Annotated in this window: 17 protein-coding genes; 6 read left to right on the forward strand and 11 right to left on the reverse strand. The window is 73.1% G+C overall.

The features are described 5' to 3' along the window. Nucleotides 1–42: 42 nt before the first annotated feature. Both OG455_RS04860 and OG455_RS04865 read right to left on the reverse strand, forming a co-directional pair. Nucleotides 43–1,668, reverse strand: coding sequence for an AMP-binding protein (locus tag OG455_RS04860; protein WP_266290557.1), 1,626 nt, complete (start codon nt 1,666–1,668; stop codon nt 43–45). A gap of 151 nt (nt 1,669–1,819) precedes the next feature. Beyond that, nucleotides 1,820–2,731, reverse strand: a complete 912-nt coding sequence (locus OG455_RS04865; RefSeq protein WP_266290559.1) for an Fpg/Nei family DNA glycosylase — start codon at nt 2,729–2,731, stop codon at nt 1,820–1,822. A 64-nt stretch (nt 2,732–2,795) separates the two neighbouring features. Here OG455_RS04865 and OG455_RS04870 point away from each other — a divergent pair, with 64 nt between their 5' ends. The 4 genes from OG455_RS04870 (at nt 2,796) to OG455_RS04885 (ending at nt 5,212) form a co-directional block, all read left to right on the forward strand. Continuing rightward, the gene (locus OG455_RS04870; protein WP_266290561.1) at nt 2,796–3,707 is read left to right on the forward strand and encodes a glutaminase; all 912 of its coding nucleotides are present in this window, start codon (nt 2,796–2,798) and stop codon (nt 3,705–3,707) included. Nucleotides 3,708–3,801: 94 nt separating this feature from the next. Then, the gene (locus tag OG455_RS04875; RefSeq protein ID WP_266290563.1) at nt 3,802–4,500 is read left to right on the forward strand and encodes a transcriptional regulator; all 699 of its coding nucleotides are present in this window, start codon (nt 3,802–3,804) and stop codon (nt 4,498–4,500) included. A gap of 102 nt (nt 4,501–4,602) precedes the next feature. Beyond that, complete coding sequence (locus tag OG455_RS04880; RefSeq protein ID WP_266290565.1) at nt 4,603–4,758, forward strand: hypothetical protein; 156 nt, start codon at nt 4,603–4,605, stop codon at nt 4,756–4,758. Nucleotides 4,759–4,762: 4 nt separating this feature from the next. Next, nucleotides 4,763–5,212, forward strand: a complete 450-nt coding sequence (locus tag OG455_RS04885; RefSeq protein ID WP_266290567.1) for an SRPBCC family protein — start codon at nt 4,763–4,765, stop codon at nt 5,210–5,212. A 219-nt stretch (nt 5,213–5,431) separates the two neighbouring features. Here the strand turns inward: OG455_RS04885 and OG455_RS04890 are convergent, their stop codons facing one another. From OG455_RS04890 to OG455_RS04915, 6 genes are all read right to left on the reverse strand, one after another. Further along, nucleotides 5,432–6,670: a hypothetical protein gene (locus tag OG455_RS04890; protein ID WP_266290569.1), complete on the reverse strand. Its 1,239-nt coding sequence runs from the start codon at nt 6,668–6,670 to the stop codon at nt 5,432–5,434. Between the two features lie 281 nt (nt 6,671–6,951). Next, nucleotides 6,952–7,995, reverse strand: coding sequence for an alpha/beta hydrolase (locus tag OG455_RS04895; RefSeq protein ID WP_266290571.1), 1,044 nt, complete (start codon nt 7,993–7,995; stop codon nt 6,952–6,954). A gap of 13 nt (nt 7,996–8,008) precedes the next feature. Continuing rightward, on the reverse strand, nt 8,009–9,274 hold the full coding sequence (locus OG455_RS04900; RefSeq protein ID WP_266290573.1) for a triacylglycerol lipase: 1,266 nt from the start codon (nt 9,272–9,274) through the stop codon (nt 8,009–8,011). 157 nt (nt 9,275–9,431) lie between these two features. Next, a complete protein-coding gene (locus tag OG455_RS04905) occupies nt 9,432–10,328 on the reverse strand; it encodes an SAM-dependent methyltransferase (RefSeq protein WP_266290575.1) in 897 nt (298 codons plus the stop codon). Nucleotides 10,329–10,429: 101 nt separating this feature from the next. Beyond that, nucleotides 10,430–12,073 (reverse strand): APC family permease, encoded by a 1,644-nt coding sequence (locus OG455_RS04910; RefSeq protein WP_266290577.1) that lies wholly within the window; start codon nt 12,071–12,073, stop codon nt 10,430–10,432. Nucleotides 12,074–12,517: 444 nt separating this feature from the next. Next, complete coding sequence (locus OG455_RS04915; protein ID WP_266290579.1) at nt 12,518–12,979, reverse strand: DUF6299 family protein; 462 nt, start codon at nt 12,977–12,979, stop codon at nt 12,518–12,520. 214 nt (nt 12,980–13,193) lie between these two features. On the opposite strand from OG455_RS04915, the gene OG455_RS04920 reads away from it, so the two are divergent. Together OG455_RS04920 and OG455_RS04925 are read left to right on the forward strand one after the other, a co-directional pair. Further along, nucleotides 13,194–14,114: a hypothetical protein gene (locus OG455_RS04920; RefSeq protein WP_266290581.1), complete on the forward strand. Its 921-nt coding sequence runs from the start codon at nt 13,194–13,196 to the stop codon at nt 14,112–14,114. A 220-nt stretch (nt 14,115–14,334) separates the two neighbouring features. Beyond that, nucleotides 14,335–15,210, forward strand: a complete 876-nt coding sequence (locus OG455_RS04925; protein WP_266290583.1) for an SGNH/GDSL hydrolase family protein — start codon at nt 14,335–14,337, stop codon at nt 15,208–15,210. Between the two features lie 19 nt (nt 15,211–15,229). On the opposite strand, the gene OG455_RS04930 is transcribed toward OG455_RS04925, so the two are convergent. From OG455_RS04930 to OG455_RS04940, 3 genes are read right to left on the reverse strand one after another with little or no spacing between them, the layout of a single operon-like run. Then, complete coding sequence (locus tag OG455_RS04930) at nt 15,230–15,853, reverse strand: bifunctional 4-hydroxy-2-oxoglutarate aldolase/2-dehydro-3-deoxy-phosphogluconate aldolase (protein WP_266290585.1); 624 nt, start codon at nt 15,851–15,853, stop codon at nt 15,230–15,232. Next, the gene (locus OG455_RS04935; RefSeq protein ID WP_266290587.1) at nt 15,850–17,451 is read right to left on the reverse strand and encodes an amidohydrolase family protein; all 1,602 of its coding nucleotides are present in this window, start codon (nt 17,449–17,451) and stop codon (nt 15,850–15,852) included. The genes OG455_RS04930 and OG455_RS04935 overlap by 4 nt, the downstream gene beginning before the upstream one ends. Next, the gene (locus tag OG455_RS04940; protein ID WP_266290589.1) at nt 17,451–18,869 is read right to left on the reverse strand and encodes an alanine racemase; all 1,419 of its coding nucleotides are present in this window, start codon (nt 18,867–18,869) and stop codon (nt 17,451–17,453) included. Before OG455_RS04940 ends, OG455_RS04935 begins: the two co-directional genes overlap by 1 nt. Nucleotides 18,870–18,913 lie beyond the last annotated feature (44 nt).

Genomic DNA, 18,913 nt, shown 5'->3' on the forward strand with positions numbered 1-18,913 from the left:
CTCCGGCCTCAACCGGCCTCTCAACCGGCCTCTAACCGGCCTCTAACCGGCCAGGCCCGACCCCAGCAGCCTCACCGCCTCCTCGCGCATCTCCACCTTGCGCACCTTGCCGGTCACCGTCATCGGGAAGGCGTCCACCCGGTGCACGTAGCGGGGGATCTTGTAGTGCGCCAACCGGCCCGTGCAGTAGGCCCGAAGCGCCTCGGCGGTCAGCTCGGGCGCGCCGGCGCGCAGCTGGATCCAGGCCATCAGCTCCTCGCCGTACTTCTCGTCCGGCACCCCGACCACCTGGGCGTCGAGGATGTCGGGGTGGGTGAGCAGGAACTCCTCGATCTCCCGGGGGTAGATGTTCTCGCCGCCGCGGATCACCAGGTCCTTGATCCGGCCGGTGATCGCCAGGAACCCGTCCTCGTCCATCACCGCGAGGTCGCCGGTGTGCATCCAGCCCTCGGTGTCCAGGGCCTCGGCGGTGCGTTCGGGCTCCGCCCAGTAGCCGATCATCACCGAGTAGCCGCGGGTGCAGAGTTCGCCGGGGGTGCCGCGCTCGACGACCGCCCCGGTGACCGGGTCGACCACCTTGACCTCCAGGTGCGGGCCGACCCGGCCCACGGTGGAGATCCGCTGCTCGAAGCCGTCCTCGCGGCGGGTCTGGGTGGAGACCGGCGAGGTCTCGGTCATGCCGTAGCAGATCGACACGTCGCGCATGTTCATCTTCTCGATGACCTGCTTCATCACCTCGGCCGGGCAGGGCGAGCCGGCCATGATGCCGGTGCGCAGCGAGCCCAGGTCGTGGGTCGCGAAGCCGGGGTCGTTGAGCTCGGCGATGAACATGGTCGGCACGCCGTAGAGCGAGGTGCAGCGCTCGGCGGCGACGGCCGCCAGGGTGGCGGCGGGGTCGAAGGTGGGGGCCGGGATGACCACGCAGGCGCCGTGCGAGGTGGCCGCCAGGTTGCCCATCACCATGCCGAAGCAGTGGTAGAAGGGGACCGGCACGCAGATCCGGTCCTGCTCGGTGTAGTCGCACAGCTCGCCGACGAAGTAGCCGTTGTTGAGGATGTTGCGGTGCGAGAGGGTGGCGCCCTTGGGGAAGCCGGTGGTGCCCGAGGTGTACTGGATGTTGATCGGATCCTCGGGCCGCAGCTCGGCCGCCAGGGCCGCCAGCGCCGCCGGGTCGCCGGCGCGCCCGGCTTCGAGCAGCGCCGTCCACGAGTCCTCGCCGATCAGCACCACCTCGCGCAATTCGGGGCAGTTCGACCGGGCCCCGGCCAGCATCGCCGCGTACTGGGAGCTCTTGTAGGCCGGTGGCGCCACCACCACGACGACGCCGGACTGGCGCAGCACGTACTCCAGTTCGTGCGTGCGGTAGGCCGGGTTGACGGTGACCAGGACCGCGCCGATCCGGGCCGTCGCGTACTGGACCAGCACCCACTCCGCGCAGTTCGGCGACCAGATGCCGACCCGGTCGCCGCGCCGCACGCCCAGGGCGAGCAGCCCGTGCGCCACCACGTCCACCTCGGCCGCGAGCCGGCGGTAGGTCCAGCGCCGCCCGGTCGGCACGTCCACCAGCGCCTCGCGCTCCCCGAAGGCCGCCACCGTGCGGGCCAGGTCGGCGCCGATGGTCTCGGCCAGCAGCGGTCGGTCGGTGGCGCCTTGGGCGTGGCTGAGCATGGGCAGCTCCCGTGCGGGTGAGGGATCGTAACCGGGAGCGAGGCTGCCACACCCGGCCGCGACCCGCCATACCCTCGGGCTACTTGAGCTCGGGCACTTGAGCTCGCGCTACTTGAGCTCGGGTACTTGAGCTCGGGCACTTGAGCTCGCGCTACTTGAGCAGCCGGGAGAGCCGCCGGTCGGCCAGCGGCTTGCCGCCGGTCTGGCAGCGCGGGCAGTACTGCAGCGCGGAGTCGGCGAAGGAGACCTCGCGGATGGTGTCCCCGCAGATCGGGCAGGGCTGCCCGGCCCGGCCGTGCACCCGCAGCCCGGTCTTCTTCTCCGCCTTCAACTCCCCGGCGGCCAGCCCGCGCGAGCGTTCGACGGCCTCGCGCAGGGTCTCGCCGATCGCCCGGTGCAGGGTCTCGCTCTCCGCCTCGGTGAGCCTGGCGGCCGGTTTGAACGGGGAGAGCTTCGCGGCGTGCAGGATCTCGTCCGAGTAGGCGTTGCCGATCCCGGCCAGCACGCTCTGGTCCCGCAGCACGCCCTTGAGCTGCCGCCGCTCGCCGGCCAGCAGTGCGCGCAGCTCGGCCAGGGTGAGCCCGGGGTCCAGCGGATCGGGACCCAGCCGGGCGATCCCGGGGACTTGCGCCGGATCGGCCACCACCGAGACGGCCAGGCCCTTCTTGGTCCCGGCCTCGGTCAGGTCGAACCCGGCACCCCGGGGGTCCTCGGGGTCGGCCAGCGCGACCCGCAGGGCCAGCGGGCCCTTGCCGGGGTGCGGCGGCTCGGCGGCGAGCCTGCGCTGCCAGCGCAGCCAGCCGGCCCTGGCCAGGTGGACCACCAGGTACAGGTCGCCGTCCGGGTGCGGGTCGCCGTCGGCGCCCTGGCCCGCGGTCGTGATCACCAGGAACTTGCCGCGTCGCCCGACGGCCGTGACGGTGCGGCCCGCGAGCGCGGTGACCGGCGGGTCGTAGGTCTTCAGCGCGTTCACCGCGAGCGGGTCGATTCGCTCGATCCGCCGGCCGACCAGGTGCTCGGCCAGGAAGGCGCTCAACGCTTCGACTTCGGGCAGTTCGGGCATACCGTCCAGTCTGCCGCCGACCGGGGGGTAGGTGGGCGGCGCCGCGCCATGAAAAGCTGATTGTATGGACTATCAGCTCGAACTCCAGCGCGCCGTGGAGGCCGCGCGGCCGGTGCTCTCCGCCGGACGGGTGGCCGACTACATCCCGGTGCTGGGCGCGGTCGACCCCGGCGCCTTCGGCCTGGCGCTGGCCACGGTCGACGGCGAGGTGTACGGCGCGGGCGACTGGCAGGCGCCGTTCTCGGTCCAGTCCATCTCCAAGCTCTTCACCCTCGCCCTGACCCTGGCCACCGGCGGCGAGGCGATCTGGCACCGGGTCGGCCGCGAGCCCTCCGGCACGCCGTTCAACTCGCTGATCCAGCTGGAGTCGGAGCAGGGCATCCCGCGCAACCCGTTCCTCAACGCGGGCGCCGTGGTGGTCACCGACCGCCTGCTGACGCTGACCGGGGACGCCGCCGCGACGGTGCGCGCCTTCCTGCGCGCCGAGTCGGGCAACCCGCTGCTGGACACCGACCAGCAGGTGGCCGCCTCCGAGGCCGCGCACGGCCACCGCAACGCCGCGCTCGCCCACTTCATCGCCAGCTACGGCAATCTGGAGAACCCGGTCGAGGCGGTGCTCACGCACTACTACGCGCACTGCGCGATCAGCGCCAGTTGCCGCGACCTCGCGCTGGCCGGCCTCTTCCTGGCCCGGCACGGCCTGCGCGCCGACGGCAGCCGGCTGCTCTCGCGCAGCGACGCCAAGCGGATCAACGCGGTGCTGCTGACCTGCGGCACCTACGACGCGGCGGGCGAGTTCGCCTACCGGGTGGGCCTGCCGGGCAAGAGCGGGGTCGGCGGCGGCATCCTGGCCATCGTGCCGGGGCGCGGCACGCTCTGCGCCTGGGGGCCGGCGCTGGACCGGGCGGGCAACTCGGTCGGCGCGGTCACCGCGTTGGACGCCTTCACCACGGCGACCGGCTGGTCGATCTTCTGACGGTGCGTCATCCTCGCGGCGACCATGGCGACGGCACGGCGACACGGCGGCCGGGCTCGCCCACCCTCCGTGTCCGCACGGATACGCTGCCGCCATGACGCCCACGCCGCGCGAGGCCCTGCTGACCATCCGCCGTGAGCTCGCCCCGGCCGCCCGGGACAACCGCCTGGTGTCCCGGATCGAGGCGGGCCTGGCCCCGGTCCCGGTGCTCGCCGAACTGGCCGGGCAGCAGTACCGGATCATCCGCAGCGACCGGCGCAGCTTCCTGGTGCTGGCCGCCCGCTGCGCCGATACCCCGGCCGGGAGCTACTTCGCCAAGCTGGCCGAAGGCGAATCGCTGGCGCTCAGCGCGCTGACCGCCTTCGCCGCGGGCTGCGGCCTGGACCAGGCGGCGCTGCGCGCCCGCGAGCCGCTGGCCGGCTGCCAGGCGTACGCCGGCCAGCTGGCCTGGCTGGCGCTGAACGGCGAGCCGAGTGCCGTCGTGCTCGCGCTGGCCGTCAACTTCGCCACCTGGGGCGACTACTGCGCGGTCACCGCCCGTGCGCTGCGCCGTCACTACGGGTTCTCGGACGCCGCCTGCGCCTTCTTCGACTTCTTCGCCACCCCGGCCCCCGAACTGGACGACGACGCCGTCGAGGTGCTCGCGGCCGGCGGCCTGACCGAGGCCCGCCTGACCGAGGGTCGCAGCTACGGGCGGCTGCTGCAGGAGTGCGAGCTGCTCTTCTGGAACACCCTGGCCGACCTCTCCCCCGCCGCCGAGCCCGAGGCGGACCCCGGCCTCGGGCTGGCCTGAGACCGCTCGCGCCGAGGCCGGTTGCCCACCGTAGCCGGGGGGCGCAGGCTGGACATGTCGGCCGGACGCACCGGCCGGCCCCTGAACACCAGGGAGGCACTGATGTCCACCGTCAGCCCGCAGCGCGACCGGAGCGCGGCAGCCGACGCCGCCGAGGCCGAGGACCCGGACCTGCTGGACGGCGTCACCTCCGAGCAGGTCAAGCACGCCACGGACGAGACCCGCGCGGAGGGCGAACCCTACGAGGACGCGGAGTGAGCCGATGAGCACACTGGAAGAGCAGATCGACGTCGACGTCCCGGTCCAGGTCTGCTGGGAGCAGTTGCACCGGATCCACCAGTACCCCGAGTTCGTGGCCGGCCTGCGGCACGCGCACGCGCACGGCAGCCACCGCGCCCACCTCGACATCGAGGTCGGCGGAGCGGAACGCACCTTCGAGACCGCGATCAGCGACCACGGCGAGAACCAGGTGATGAACTGGCGCACGCTGGACCCGGCGCACCTGCGCGGCACCGTCGCCCTGCGCTCCCTGGAGAACGGCGCGACCCGGATGCAGGTCCGGGTCGAGTACGAGCCCGAGGCCGTCCACGACCTCTACGGCGGCCCGAACGGCTTCGCCCAGTCGCACGCCATCGAGGAGACGGTGCGCGGCGACCTGGCCCAGTTCAAGCGCCTGGTCGAGGAGGACCGGCCGCTGCCGGGCGGCGCCTGACCGGTCAGCTGATGCTGTGTCGGAAGTCGGCTCAGCCGACTTCCGACACAGCATGCCTGGCTCCCGGTGGTGGGCTGCCCCACCTGGGGAGCGACGGCGCGGTACCAACGGTCGACCTGACGGATCGTCAGCTGGCAGTCCATTGACCGGCCGTCATGGCGTCAGTCCGGCCGCCCGTGGCGGTCGGCAGGCCGGGACGCGTACTGCTTCACCCAGCTGTCAGCCCGCCGGGGGCGGGGTGAGCAGGTCGGCCAGGGTGATGGCGTTCCCGTAGGCGAACGGCGTGACCTTGCCGTGGCTGTCGACGGTGACGACAGCCAGGTCGTAACCGGCTGCCTGGTCCGCGGAACCACCGGCCGGCAGCGGCGCGGGAATCGCGTAGGTCCCGGAGATCACGCAGACAGCGACCGGACCATCTGCGTCCGCCTGTGCGGGACTGAGCTCCTTGCCCTTGCGGGCCAAGTCTCGACTCTTCCACGCGTTGACGGCCTTGGCGGTGGATCCGTAGGCACTGGTGACCGCGCCGGTGGTTCCCCACACCGCTGCACCGTACTTGGCGGTGCTTGCGCAGCTCGTGGCGACCGCCGCGGTGCTCAGTCCGCCGCCGGCTCGCAGTGGCCCGGCGATGGGGAGCGCTGCCTGCGACGAGTCCGCCGCTGCCGGAGTGCCCTGGACGGTCGACGACTGTGTCCTGGCGGCACTCCCGAAGCCGCACCCCGAGCCTTCTCCGGCCCACCACGTGGTGTTGTTCGCGCTCCACGTGCCGCACATGTTGGTGCCTATGTCGACGCCGCCCTGGCCGCTGATCGAGGTGCTGCCGCCCGCGCTGTTGAGAAAGGAGATGCCGGCATAGTCGGTGCCGACCGTGGACGCGCTGGGGTCGTAGCTTTCCAGCCCGAAGCTGATCTGCGCCCCGGAGGTCGCCCAGTAGTCGGTCCCCAGGTCAGTGGAGTCGACCTCGTAGTGCCAGGTGTTGCTGCCGTCGCGCCAGATGCTGAAGCGGTGCCGGGCAGGGGACCCGATGTACTGCTCGTTCCTCGTTCCCACCGGGTACCAGGCGCCAGACAGTCCGTAGCCGTAGTACCAGAAGTCGTGGTAGTTGCAGCGATGCGAGGTGCCGAGCTCCTCCCAGTTCTGCGCATCGGAGGTCATGAGGACCCATTGGGTCTGGTAGACCACAGGTGGGCTGAAGGCGCTCGTGGTGCAGTCACTCGCGGGTCCAACCGGAATGTAGGTGTCGTTGCGGCTGACTCCGATCCCATAGTACGGTCCGTGGCTGGTGTCGAAGCCGATCGCATAGTTGTGCCACAGTCCAGCCGATGTTGTCCCCGGCGTCGCAGTATTCGCGTACGCGGTCGGAGCGCCGGCCAGGCAGAACGAGCTCGAGGCCAGTCCGAGGCCGATCAGCAGCGTCGGTATTCGCCTGGCTGCGCCAGGAAGTTGCCGCATGAATCCCATGTTCCGCCCCTTGTCCACGAGGCGGCCAGGCCGCCCCCGTGCTCGACCGGCAGGCAGCGCGCTGCAGCCAGGACAGCTCCGGGCTACTTGGCACAGTCCTGCCGAGCCAGGTGGATCCCCCGCCAGGCCAGCAGATCATGTCAGCCAAGAGCGTTCTGCAGCAATGGCGTTACTGGTCAATCTCGAGCGAGATCTACGGTGCGGCCGCTGGCTGACGGTGCGTCAAAAGGGCGGCCGCGGCTCCCAGCGGGGCCGCCCGGCGCTGTTCAGTCCAGCAGCCGTCACCCCACACCCGGCAAGCCGGAGACGGGCCCGGCCAGCACCCGGACCAGCTCCGCGAGGAACTCCTCGGGCCGCTCCAGTTGCACGCTGTGCCCCGCGCCCGCCACCGCCGCCTCGCGCACGCTGCCGCCCGCCGCGGCGTAGCGGGCCAGCACCGCGCGGGTCTGCGCCACCATCGGCTGGGCCGGGCAGACCTCCTCGCCGGGCCAGTGGGGCACCGCGCCGAGCGCGCCCAGGTGCGCGAGGTCGAAGAGCGAGGTGTCCGAGACGATCACGTCCTCGGTGCCCCGCACCCAGAGGATCGGCGGCTTGGGGTCGACCAGTTCCAGGTCCGCCAACCGGAAGTGGTTCGGGGCCAGGCAGTTGAGCACGCCGCGGGCGCCCGGGGCGAAGCCGGGCCAGCTCTCGCTCGGGCGGCTGTCGCCCGGGTAGTGGTCCTCGCCGCAGCGGGTGGTGAGCATCGCGGCGACCCAGTCATCGGTGCCGGCCACCGGGCCGGCGACGTAGCAGCCGGTGAAGACGGCGCGGGGCGACAGCGGCGACTCGTCCCCGGCGTCCCCCAGCGCCAGCCGCCGGACGAACTCCGGGTTCGCCGCGCCGCCGCCGGAGCCCGCCCCGTCGGCGGCGTTGAGCCGCCCGTCGAGGCCGTGCGTGCCGCCGAAGCCGTACGGGGAGACCGGGTTGACCAGGGTGACCGAGCGCAGCAGCGCCGAGTGGTCGCGCAGCAGTTGCAGGGCCACCCCGCCGCCCAGGCTCCAGCCGACCAGGTGCACCCGGCCCAGGTCGAGCGCCTCGATCAGGGCGAGCAGGTCGTCCGCGTAGTCCCGCACCCCGCGCCGGGCGTCCACCGGCAGCGGCTCGGTGGCGCCGAAACCGCGCAGGTCGGGGGCGATCGGGCGGTAGCGCTCGGGCAGGTCGAGCATGGTGCGCTGCCAGAACGAGCTGTCGGAGACGTTGCCGTGGACCAGCAGCACGGGCTCACCGGTGCGGCCGGGGACCTCGCGGTAGTGGACGGCCAGTCGGGCGGTGGTGATGTTCGGCATCGGGCTGCTCCGCTCAGTTCAGCCAGCCGGCGACCTGCGCGCAAGCCGCGCCGTTCCAGCCGAGTTCGAGGTGGTTGGCGCCCGCGATCAGCGCGGTCCCCGCGACGTGGCCGATGCCCGCGGTGTCCAGCGCGCTCGCCTCGAAGACCACCCCGTCGCTGGGACCGCGGTCCTCGTTGAAGATGCCGAGCACGTTCGGGGTGCCGCCGGCCAGCAGGTAGGTGCTGACCGAGGCGGGCACCCCGGCCTGCTGCAGCGGGGCGACCAGCGAGCCGGCGTCGATGGCGGACTGGATGCCGGAGCCGCTGGTGTAGGTGTAGAGGCCCTGGCCGCCGTAGTAGGTGGTGTACCAGTCCTGCTGGGTCTCGTCCACGCCGTAGGTGCCGTCCCAGCGGGCCAGCATCTGGCGTTGGCCCGGGTAGTCGTCGTAGCCGGCGGTCGGGGTGAAGGCGAACTCGGGATGCGCGGTGTAGGTGCCGTAGCAGGTCATGTCCAGGTTCGGGGCCGGGGCGTTGACGGTCCCGCCGCACTGGGGCCAGATGCTGACGTCGTGCGCCCAGCCGTGCGCGAAGGGGTAGTCGTAGCCGCCGTTGGGGCCGCCGAGGGTGATCAGCTTGCGCACGTCGCCGGCGTACGGGCGGCCCCAACTCGGCGCCAGGGAGGAGACGTAGGCGCGGGCCGACATCTCACCCTTGCTCCAGCCGATGAGGTCCACCTGCGGGACGTTCAGCTTCGCCCGGATCAGCGCGATCGCGTCGCCGACCTCCTGGGCCTGCATCAGGTTGTCGCCCTGCTTCTGCGCGAAGCCGATCGCGAAGACCCGGTAGCCGCGCGAGGAGAGGTACTGCATCATGCCGGTGCTCGGGCACGGGGTGGTGCCGCAGCCGTAGCCGCCGGACTCACCGGGGTTCGCCCAGGCGCGGTCGGGGTTGTCGTTGGCGCCGTGCACCAGCAGCACCGGCACCTGGTGCGAGCCGGTGTTCCAGCCGGGCGCGGAGTAGAGCAGGAAGCGGCCGGAGAACGGCTCCTTGACGTTGTTGAAGTAGGTCAGCCGCTGGCCGTCCTGGTCGCCGCGGCCGTCCGGAGGGTACTGCTCCTGGTGGAAGCCGGGGGTGCTGTCCAGGTAGCGCTCCACGTGGTCCCAGCCGTTGGGCACGCCGGTGTAACCGGCCTCCAGGGTCAGGTAGGAGGGGACCGCCGCCGCGGCCGGCAGCACCCCCGTGCCCAGGCCGGCCAGGGCCAGCAGCATCGCCAGCAGCCATCGGTACCGAGCTCGCATGCCGCGTCAACTCCCCACTGGTGAGGGCCCGATCGGCCCGCGCCCCGCCACCGTAGGGGCGGCGGGGCGCGGCTGACATGTGGGCGGTCCACACCGGCGGCGGACCGCTGGTGTGGGCGCCCTACTGTGCGGCCCGCTGCGCGCCCTACTGCGAGCCCTACTGTGCGGCCTGCCGCGCGGCCTCCGGCCCGCCCGTGCGCTCGGCGGTGATGAAGCTATGGTTCTGGCTGACGTAGTCGGCGGGGCGGCCGTAGCCGACCGCCAGCTCGGCGCGGTCGTGGCGCTCGGCCCGCCAGCCGTGCCGGGCCAGCCAGTCGACCGGGTCCTCGTCCAGGCCGCCGCGCCACAGGTCGGTCATCAACCTCACCTCCAGGCCCAGCTCCTGGGCCTTCTCCTCCGGGCGCGGGCCCTGCGGATCGCCGCCCTCCTGCTTGCCGCGCCCGTGGGTGAGGCCCAACCGGCTTCCGGGGGCGCTGAGTTCGCCGATGGTGGAGAGCAGGTCGGTGACCTCCGCCGAGCCGAGGTAGACCAGCAGCCCCTCCACCAGCCAGACGCTGCGCACCGCCGGGTCGAAGCCCGCCGCGGTGAGCACCGCCGCCCACGGTTCGCGCAGGTCGGCGGCGAGTACGCTGCGCGGCACCGGCGCGACGGCGCCCTGCTCGGCCAGCACCCGCTCCTTGAAGGCCAGCACCGGCGGCATGTCGAGTTCGAAGACCCGGGTGCCGGACGGCCAGTCGAGCCGGAAGGCCCGGGTGTCCAGCCCGGCCGCGGGCACCACCACCTGGACGCAGCCCTCGCGGGCGGCGGTGAGCAGGTAGTCGTCGTAGAACCGGGTGCGGATCACCAGGTGGCGGGCGAGCGCGATCAGCGCCGGCGTGGGGTTGGCGCGCGGTGGCGCCGGGTTCCCACCGTGGGCGGCGGTCACGAAGGCGGCGGCGTAGGGGTCGTCGAAGAGGCGGTCGGCCCGGGCGCTCTCCACGGCTCGGGCCCGGGCCACGCCGACGGCCGTCCGGCCGACGCCCTCGGGGATCAGGTCACTCGTCTGACTCGTCATACCGGGCATGCTACGACGACGCCTCGGGCCCGCCACCGAGTGGTTCCGGTGGCGGGCCCGAGGCGTGGGTCAGGGGTTTTGACAGGGGGTTTGACGGACCGTCAGTGGCCGCCCTCGTCGACCACCTCGACGTCCTCGATGTTGCGCTGGATCTCCTCGGCCGGGAGCGCCACGGCGCGGGCCCAGTAGTAGATCCCCAGCGAGAAGGCGGTGATCACCACGATGTCCCAGCCGAGCTTGAGCACGTTCTGCGAGCCGTCGCCGAAGCCGCCCAGGTAGGAGATGATGCCCAGCCCGATCAGGTAGACCGGCAGCCACTGCGCGGCCTTCCAGCTCATCCGCGGCGCGTTCGGCAGGCGCTTCAGCGTGGCGTACAGGGCGTAGCCGCCGAGCAGCAGGTAGCCGAAGAGGATCGCGAAGCCCAGGCGCCACAGGGTGTTCCAGCCGGACCAGTAGATGATCAGGCTGGCGACCACGAAGGAGGCCGGGGCCACCACGTTGCCCAGCGGCAGGCGGTACGGGCGGTCGCGCTCGGGCAGCCGACCGCGCAGCACGCCGAAGGCGAGCGGAGCGCCGGCGTACATCAGCACGCTGGCCGAGGTGATGAAGCTGACCAGCTGCTGCCAGCTGGGGAAGGGCAGGAAGCAGACGACGCCGGTCACGAAGGAGATCAGCAGGCCGAACCACGGCACACCGCGCTTGTCGGTGCGCTCGAACAGCTGCGGGGCGTAGCCGTTGCGGCTCAGGCCGTAGGAGATGCGCGAGGTGGAGGTGGTGTAGATCAGGCCGGTGCCACCGGGCGAGATCAGCGCGTCGATGTAGAGCACCCAGGCCAGCCAGCCCAGGCCGATGATCGTGGCCAGACCGGCGAACGGGCCGCTGATGCCCTCGTAGGCGAGGTTCGCCCAGCCCTTGACGAAGGAGCTGCCGGGCAGCGCGCCGATGTAGACGATCTGCAGCAGGGTGTAGATCGCGGCACCGATGAAGACCGAGCCGAGCACCGCCCGCGGGATGTCGCGCTTGGGGTTCTTGCTCTCACCGGAGAGCTGGATGGCCTGCTCGAAGCCGAGCAGCGCGAAGATGATGCCGCTGGTGCTGATCGCGCCGAGCACGCCCTTGACGCCGTACGGGATGAAGCCGTGCGAGGTGAAGTTGCTCGGGTGGAAGTTGGTGAACGCCAGCACGAAGATCGCCACCAGCGGGATGAAGACCTTCCACCAGGTCGCGGCGCTGTTGGTCTTGGAGAGCAGGCGGACCCCGAGGAAGTTCACCGCCACGAAGACGGCCATCAGGATCACGGCCACCGCGAAGCCGGAGGCGGTCAGGGTGCCGTCGGCGTGCAGGAAGCCCTGCGCGAAGCTCCAGTGACCGGCGTAGCCGATCATGGCCTCCACCTCGATCGGCGCCACGGTGGCCGCCTGCAGCCAGGAGAACCAGCCGAAGCTCATCCCGGCCAGGCCACCGAAGGTGTAGTGCGGGTAGCGCGCGGTACCGCCCGCGACCGGGAACATGCCACCGAGCTCGGCATGGACCAGTGCGAGCAGCACGATGGCGACGGCCCCGATCCCCCACGAGATGACGGCCGCGGGACCGGCGACCACCACCGCGTTCTTCGCGCCGTAGAGCCAACCCGAGCCGATGATCGAACCGACCGAGGCCCAGAGCAGGCCCACGAGCCCGATGTCCCGGCGGAGCTTGGTGCCCGAACCGGTGCCCGACGACGCTATTTTGTCAACAACTGCCATGTGTGGGGACCCTCTTCAAAGATGGCGGGTGAGAGTGCGGTGAACGCTAGCGGGCCATTAAGGATCTGCAAAGACCCCTCGGCCGAATAGTTACGTTCACGGGCTGGCGCACGCCCCCTTTGGGGCTGAAATTCAGCTGATCGCACCGAGCCTGAGAGTGTCCGGGGAGCGTAGGATCGCCGCAGGTCAGCGGCGCCGATGCGGTTGACCACTTACACCCGGATTAGTCCAGACCAATATTTGAGCTTCATTTGAGGCTTCTCGCCCGAGGCTGCATTATGGTCGGCCCCTCCGGTCATATTCTTCATTCGGGCTGTATAGCGATGCGGTCCGCCGGGGGCGCTATTCCGCGCCCCCGGGAATCCCGGCCGGGCGCCGCTTCGCCAGCCCCCGGCGGCGATTGACGTGGCGTCAGTCCGGCTGCGGCGCGATGGCGACGGGCGGTCAGGCACCGTCCGCGACGAGCGTGATGTCCTGCCGGCCGACGGCCAGGAACTCCGGCATCGGCACCAGGGATCCCTCTGTCAGATGCACCAAGGTCGCCTCGGCCTGCGCCGGCCCCGGCTTGGCGTCGAGCTGCTCCGGCTTGGCCCGGCTGCTCCAGCGGTGCGAGGCACCGTCGCAGGCGGCCCGCACACCGGTGCCGAGGTTGCGCGACTCGTCGCCGATCCGCAGGTTGCTGCTGACGAAGACCGCGCCCCCGCTCAGGCAGCGGTAACTACCCGTGAGCGTGACCGTGCCGTCCGCCGAAACGCTGCCGGTGCTGTCGATCCGCACCTCCTGGGCGCCGGTCGCGCCGGCCGTCGCGGCCGGCGCCGCGGCGGCGGTGAGCAGGGCGAGCAGGGCCGCGCCGAGCAGGCCCGCGGTGCGCGGGCGGACGCGGTTCAGGGCGGGAGAGACCCGCATGACTACCTCCAGTGACGAATTCGCGCTTTCGGTGACAGCGCGTTCGCGCTTACAGCTATCGCCTCCCCGCTCCAGGCGGTCGCATTCTCACTCGTTCGGCGCGTGTCACCCGCCCGCCACCAGACCCCCTTGCCCCGCCCCCGCGACCTGCGGCAGGCTCGGCTGACAGGGGCACATCGCCGTGCCCCGCCGCGACCCCGAAGGACGAGCACCGATGACGATCCCTCAGGCCCCCCAGAGCGTGATCCCCCCGCTCTTCGCCGGGCTCTGCGACGACGCGGCGATCTTCCCGCCCGGCGACCTGCCGCTCCCGCAGGCCGTCCCCGCCCACCTGGCGCACCGCTCCTCCTGGTACGCGCCGCTGGTCGGCCCCTTCCTCTGCGGCGCGGGGCGGATCGGCACCCTCGCCGAGCAGGTGGACGCGGTCGCGGACCAGGCGGACGCGCTCGGGCAGCGGCTGGGCACCGGCGGCCTTCCGATCGGCCTGATCGTGCCGGACGGCAGCGCGGGCCTGGAGCCGGCGCTGCGCGCGGTGGCGGCCGCGCCGCGGCTGCGGCTGACGGCCATCGAGGTGCCGGCCGACCGGGACGGCACCGCCGCCGAGGGCGTGCGCAAGGTGCGCACCGCGCTCGACAAGCTGCTGCCCGAACACGCGCCCGGGGTGGTGGCGGCCGTCGAGGTGGCCCGCGGCCCCGAGCTGCTGCTCGCGCTGGACGAGCTGGAGGGCAGCCCCTACCGCGCCAAGTTCCGCACCGGCGGCACCAGCCACGACGCCTTCCCCGGGGAGCTGGAGCTGGCCTCCTTCCTCTACGCGGCGGTCTACCGGCGACTGTCCTTCAAGTGCACCGCCGGCCTGCACCACGCGCTGCGGCACGACGACCCGGCCACCGGCTTCGAGCACCACGGCTTCCTCAACGTGCTGCTGGCCACCCACGCGGCGCTCGACGGCGCCGAGCACGGCGAGTTGGCCGCACTGCTGCGCGAGCGGGACGGCGCGGTGCTCGCCGAGAACGCGGCGGACCTGAGCGCGGCGCAGGTGGACGCCGCGCGGGCGGCCTTCACCGGCTTCGGTACCTGCAGCATCGCCGAGCCGCTGGCGGACCTGATCGCCCTGGGCCTGGTCACGATTCCCTGATCCCCGGTCACGGTTCGCGGCGCTCCGGTCACGGTTCGCCCGCGTCAGGCCACGGTTCCCCGGGCTCCGGTCACGCTTAGCGGCGGCTCCGGTCACGATTCGCCGATCTTGAGAACTGGGCCTTCCGCACCCCTTACCCTGGCCACTACCAGGCAGTAACCTCGCCGGATCCGACCCGCGCGCCGCCATCCGGGCCGCGCCGGGTCACCCGGGAGGGTTCATGCGTTCTCGTCTCAGCCGCCGCCTGCGCGCGGCGGCCTGCGCCACCGCGCTCGGCGCCACTCTGCTCGGCCTCTGCGCCGGCCCCGCCGCCGCCGCGAGCGCGCCCAGCACCCGCTACTACCTGGCCCTGGGCGACTCCCTCGCGGCCGGCTACCAGACGCTGCCCGGCGGCGGCTCCGAGGTCGGCCACGGCTACGCCCAGGACCTGGCGAGCACCCTGGGGCAGCGGGCCGAGCGGGCGGGCCACCCGTTCTCCTTCACCGACCTGGGCTGCCCCGGCGAGACCACCGGCTCGATGATCAACGGCGGCTGCCCGTACCCGCACCCCTACGCGGGCGCCCAGTTGGACGCGGCCGTCGCCTACCTGAAGGCCCACCACGGGGACGACCTGACGGTCACCCTGGACATCGGCGCCAACAACGTGGACGGCTGCGCCACCGGCGGCAGCCTGGACGCCGCCTGCGCCGCCAAGGGCATCGCGACGGCCGGCTGGGACCTGGGCACCATCCTCAGCAGACTCAAGGCCGCCGCCGGACCGCACACCAGGTTCGTCGGGATGAACCTCTACGACCCCTTCCTGGCCGCCTGGATGACGGGCACCCAGGGCAAGGTGCTGGCCGGCCTGTCGGTCCCGCTGGCCGACACCCTGAACGGGACCCTGGGCTTCGTGGACGCCGTGCACGGGGTGCCCACGGCGGACGTGGCGGGCGCGTTCAGCACCAACTCCCTGCTGCCGCTGGTGCCGCTGGCCGGGCAGCAGGTGCCGCTCGACGTGGCGCGGATCATGACCTGGACGAACATGTCGCGCGGGGACATCCACGCGAACGACACCGGCTACCAGGTGATCGCGGACGCGTTCCTGGCCAAGCTCTGACCCGGCGCCCGCCGGGCCTTCAGCTCGCCAGAGCGGCCATGAAGGCGGCGGCCCGGCGGGTCAGTTCGGGCCAGTCGCCCGCTGCGACGGCGGCCGCGGGGACCACCTCGCCGCCGGCGCAGACGGCGACGGCGCCGGCCGCGAGGTAGCCGGGGGCACTGGCCGCGTCGACGCCCCCGGAGGCGACCAGCGGCAGGCCCGGGTAAGGGCCGTGCAGGTCCTTGAAGTAGCCGGGTCCGAAGGCGCGGGCGGGGAAGACCTTGACGGCGGCGGCACCCAGGTCCACCGCGTGGGCCACCTCGGTGGGCGTGAGCGCGCCGAGCAGCACCGGGACCGCCGCCGCCCGGGCCGCCTCGGCGACCGGGGCCCGGCAGCCCGGGGTGACCAGGTACTCGGCCCCGGCCTCGATCCCGGCCTCGGCCTGCTCGGCGCTCAGCACGGTGCCCAGGCCGAGCCTGGCCCCGGTGCCCGCCCCGGCCGCGCGGGCCAGGTGGCGGGTCACCTCCGGTGTGGTGCAGGTGAGTTCGACCCAGTGGATGCCGCCGGCCACCAGGGCCGCGCAGAGCGCCGCGGCGTCGGGTATCAGTGGTGCGCGCACCACGGCGATCACCCGGGCGCGGGCCAGTAGCTGCTGGAAGGTCATCGGGTCTCTCCTCCTGGGGCGCGCCGCAGTGTCCGCCCCGGCAGCGCCCCGGTGGGGCGGCCGTCGCGCAGCACCGCGACACCGTTGACAAGGACGTGCGCCAGCCCGGTCGCGGCGCGGCGCGGCTGCTCGAAGGTGGCGGTGTCGGCGACCGTCTCCGGGTCGAAGAGCACCAGGTCCGCGTGGTGGCCGGGCCGCACCAGGCCGCGACGCGCCAGCCGCAGCCGGGCGGCGGGCCGGCCGGTCATCCGGGCCACCGCCTGCTCCAGCGTGAGGACGCCCGCCTCCCGCACGTAGTGGCCGAGGTAGCGGGCGAAGGTGCCCCAGGCCCGCGGGTGCGGCCGCGCGCCCACCAGCAGCCCGTCGCTGCCCACCGTGTGCGCGGGGTGGCGCATGATCGCGCGCACGTTCTCCTCGTGGCCGACGTGCTGCAGGATCGTGGTGCCCAACTCGTCGGCGCGCAGCAGCTCGAAGAAGACCTCGGTGCCGCCGCGGCCGCGCTCGGCGGCGAGGTCGGCGACGGTGCGCCCGACCGCGCCCACCAGCCCGGCCGTCCGCACCCCGGCGATCTGCACCGTGCGCCAGTCCGCCACCACGCCGTGGCAGCCGTCGCTGCCGCGCTCCTCCAGGTCCACCCGGATCCGCTCCCGCGCGCCCGGGTCCGCCAGCCGGGCCAAGGTGGCCTCGGGGCCACCCTCGGCCGCCCAACTCGGCAGCAGCGCCGCCAGGGTGGTGGAGCCCGGCAGGTACGGATAGCTGTCCAGGGTGACGTCGGCCCCCGCCGCGATAGCCGCGTCCAGCAGGTCCAGCAGCTCGCCGGCCCGCCCGGCGTTCACCCCGAAGTTCATCGTGGCGTGCGCCAGGTGCAGCGGGCAGCCGGAGCGGCGCGAGATCTCCAGCATCTCCGCGTACCCGGCCAGCGCGCCGGCGCCGTAGGAGCGCTGGTGCGGCGAGTGGTAGCCGCCGTGCTCCGCGACCACCGCGCAGAGCGCGGTCAGCTCCTCGGTCCGCGCGTACATCCCGGGCGGGTAGCTGAGTCCGCTGGACAGGCCCACCGCGCCCTCGCTCAGCCCCTGGGCCAGCAGGGCGCGCATCCGGTCGAGTTCGGCCGCGCTCGGCGCCCGCCGCTCCCAGCCGAGCACCAGCGCGCGCAGCGTGCCGTGCGGCACCAGGTAGCAGGCGTTGACGGCGGTGCCCTGGCCGTCCAGCCGGTCCAGGTACTCGCCGACGGTGCGCCAGCTCCAGTCGAAGTCCGCCGGATCGCCGTTCCAGCCCGCGAGTTGGCGGCGCAGCTCGGGCAGCGTGCGATCGTCCACCGGGGCGTAGGAGAGGCCGTCCTGGCCGAGCACCTCGCAGGTGACGCCCTGGGTCACCCGGGACGGGTGCCCGGGCTCCAGCAGCAGCCGCAGATCGGAGTGGCTGTGCATGTCGATGAAACCGGGGGCGAGCACCAGGCCCTCGGAATCGATGATGTGACGAGCCGTCAGTTTCTGCCCGAGCTCGGCGACGACACCGTCTCGCACCAGCACGTCGGCCCGGCGGCGGTCGGCGCCGGTGCCGTCGACCACCGTGGCGCCGCGGAAGAGCAGATCGGCCATCAGAAGAAGGTCCGCACCAGGTCGACCACCCGGGGCCGGGCCGCCGACGCGTCGTCCAGGACCGGGATCAGCGTCCACTTGTCGAAGGCGGTGCACGGGTGCGAGAGCCCGAGCCGGACCACCTCGCCCACCTCGGCGTCGCTCCCCCGCAGGAACGCGTGCTGGTCGTTGAGCGCGCTCACCACGCCGTGCAAGGGCCTCCCAGGAAGCGCGAGTTGAGCCCTGGCCTGCTGCGGCTCGGGCAGGCCCTCGTCGTAGGGGAAGTCGCGCTTGCCGCCGTCCAGCAGCGCCAGGCCGGGCTCCGGCCGCGAGAGCACCCGCGCCCAGCCGTGCAGCGCCGCCCGGAACGGCGCCGCGCCCGCGCCCCCGCCCCGGACCAGCGGGGAGACGGCGCGGTAGAAGCCGTCGTCGTGCGCCAGGTAGGCGCCCGAGCGTAGCACCACCGTGGTGTCCGGGTGCGCGCCGAGCGGGGCCAGCACCTGGGCCACCTGGTCGAAGTAGGCACTGCCGCCCGCGCTCACCAGTACCCGCCGCCCCGCCGCGAAGAGCCCCGCGCCGCGCAGCTCGTCGTGCAGCTCCACCAGCCGCTCCAGGTAGCGCTGCACGGCGGCCAGCCCGGGGCCGGTCGCGTCATGGGCGAGCGCGCCCTCGTAGCCGCCCACCCCGGCCAGCCGCAGGGTCGGCGCCGCCGCGACCGCCCGCGCCACGTCGAGCGCGGTCGCCAGGTCCCGGGCACCGGTCCGCCCGCCGGGGCCGCCGAGTTCGACCAGCACCTCGACCGGCCGCCCGCCCCCGGCCCCGTCTCCGGCTCCGGCTCCGACTCCAACTCCGACTCCGGCCCCACCCTGCGGACCCGCCGCGGCCCGGGCCGCCCGCAGCGCCTGGTCCATCAGCCGCACCGCCGCCACCGAGTCCACCCAGCAGCTGAACCGGAACCCCGGGTCGGCCGCCAGCTCCGCGGCCAGCCAGGCCAGACCACCCGGGTCCAGCAGGGAGTTGGCGAGCAGCACCTCGCGCACCCCGAAGGCCCGCGCCACCCGCAGCTGCGGCAGGTTGGCCAGGGTGATCCCGTAGGCGCCGGCGTCCAGCTGGGCCTGCCAGAGCGCCGGCGCCATGGTGGTCTTGCCGTGCGGGGCGAGCGCGACACCGGCGCGCGCGCACCAGTCGGCCATGGTGCGCAGGTTGTGGGCCAGGGCACCGGCGTCCAGGGTCAGCAGCGGGGTGGCGAACTGGTCCAGCGTCGGTTCGGTGGCCAGATACCGACGCACCGTCAGGCCCCAGGCCGCGGGCGGCACGGCCTTGAACCGCCAGTCCAGGCGCTCGTCGGCGAGTGCGGCCACCCGGGCCGGATCGATCGCCGGCGGGGTCGGCCCCGCCGCGCCCCCTGGCAACCCTGACACCCCGGCCGACTGCCCCATGCCTCGCCACCACCCATTCTGACCTGGGGAGTTGCACTGCATGC

Origin of the sequence: Kitasatospora sp. NBC_01287 (genome assembly GCF_026340565.1) — a bacterium.
Lineage (GTDB): Bacteria > Actinomycetota > Actinomycetes > Streptomycetales > Streptomycetaceae > Kitasatospora.

What these genes read in the sequence shown, in the direction of transcription:
- OG455_RS04860 (WP_266290557.1), bottom strand. Translation starts at nt 1,668, where the DNA reads ATGCTCAGCCACGCCCAAGGCGCCACCGACCGACCGCTGCTGGCCGAG.
- OG455_RS04865 (WP_266290559.1), bottom strand. Translation starts at nt 2,731, where the DNA reads ATGCCCGAACTGCCCGAAGTCGAAGCGTTGAGCGCCTTCCTGGCCGAG.
- OG455_RS04870 (WP_266290561.1), top strand. Translation starts at nt 2,796, where the DNA reads ATGGACTATCAGCTCGAACTCCAGCGCGCCGTGGAGGCCGCGCGGCCG.
- OG455_RS04875 (WP_266290563.1), top strand. Translation starts at nt 3,802, where the DNA reads ATGACGCCCACGCCGCGCGAGGCCCTGCTGACCATCCGCCGTGAGCTC.
- OG455_RS04880 (WP_266290565.1), top strand. Translation starts at nt 4,603, where the DNA reads ATGTCCACCGTCAGCCCGCAGCGCGACCGGAGCGCGGCAGCCGACGCC.
- OG455_RS04885 (WP_266290567.1), top strand. Translation starts at nt 4,763, where the DNA reads ATGAGCACACTGGAAGAGCAGATCGACGTCGACGTCCCGGTCCAGGTC.
- OG455_RS04890 (WP_266290569.1), bottom strand. Translation starts at nt 6,670, where the DNA reads ATGGGATTCATGCGGCAACTTCCTGGCGCAGCCAGGCGAATACCGACG.
- OG455_RS04895 (WP_266290571.1), bottom strand. Translation starts at nt 7,995, where the DNA reads ATGCCGAACATCACCACCGCCCGACTGGCCGTCCACTACCGCGAGGTC.
- OG455_RS04900 (WP_266290573.1), bottom strand. Translation starts at nt 9,274, where the DNA reads ATGCGAGCTCGGTACCGATGGCTGCTGGCGATGCTGCTGGCCCTGGCC.
- OG455_RS04905 (WP_266290575.1), bottom strand. Translation starts at nt 10,328, where the DNA reads ATGACGAGTCAGACGAGTGACCTGATCCCCGAGGGCGTCGGCCGGACG.
- OG455_RS04910 (WP_266290577.1), bottom strand. Translation starts at nt 12,073, where the DNA reads ATGGCAGTTGTTGACAAAATAGCGTCGTCGGGCACCGGTTCGGGCACC.
- OG455_RS04915 (WP_266290579.1), bottom strand. Translation starts at nt 12,979, where the DNA reads ATGCGGGTCTCTCCCGCCCTGAACCGCGTCCGCCCGCGCACCGCGGGC.
- OG455_RS04920 (WP_266290581.1), top strand. Translation starts at nt 13,194, where the DNA reads ATGACGATCCCTCAGGCCCCCCAGAGCGTGATCCCCCCGCTCTTCGCC.
- OG455_RS04925 (WP_266290583.1), top strand. Translation starts at nt 14,335, where the DNA reads ATGCGTTCTCGTCTCAGCCGCCGCCTGCGCGCGGCGGCCTGCGCCACC.
- OG455_RS04930 (WP_266290585.1), bottom strand. Translation starts at nt 15,853, where the DNA reads ATGACCTTCCAGCAGCTACTGGCCCGCGCCCGGGTGATCGCCGTGGTG.
- OG455_RS04935 (WP_266290587.1), bottom strand. Translation starts at nt 17,451, where the DNA reads ATGGCCGATCTGCTCTTCCGCGGCGCCACGGTGGTCGACGGCACCGGC.
- OG455_RS04940 (WP_266290589.1), bottom strand. Translation starts at nt 18,869, where the DNA reads ATGGGGCAGTCGGCCGGGGTGTCAGGGTTGCCAGGGGGCGCGGCGGGG.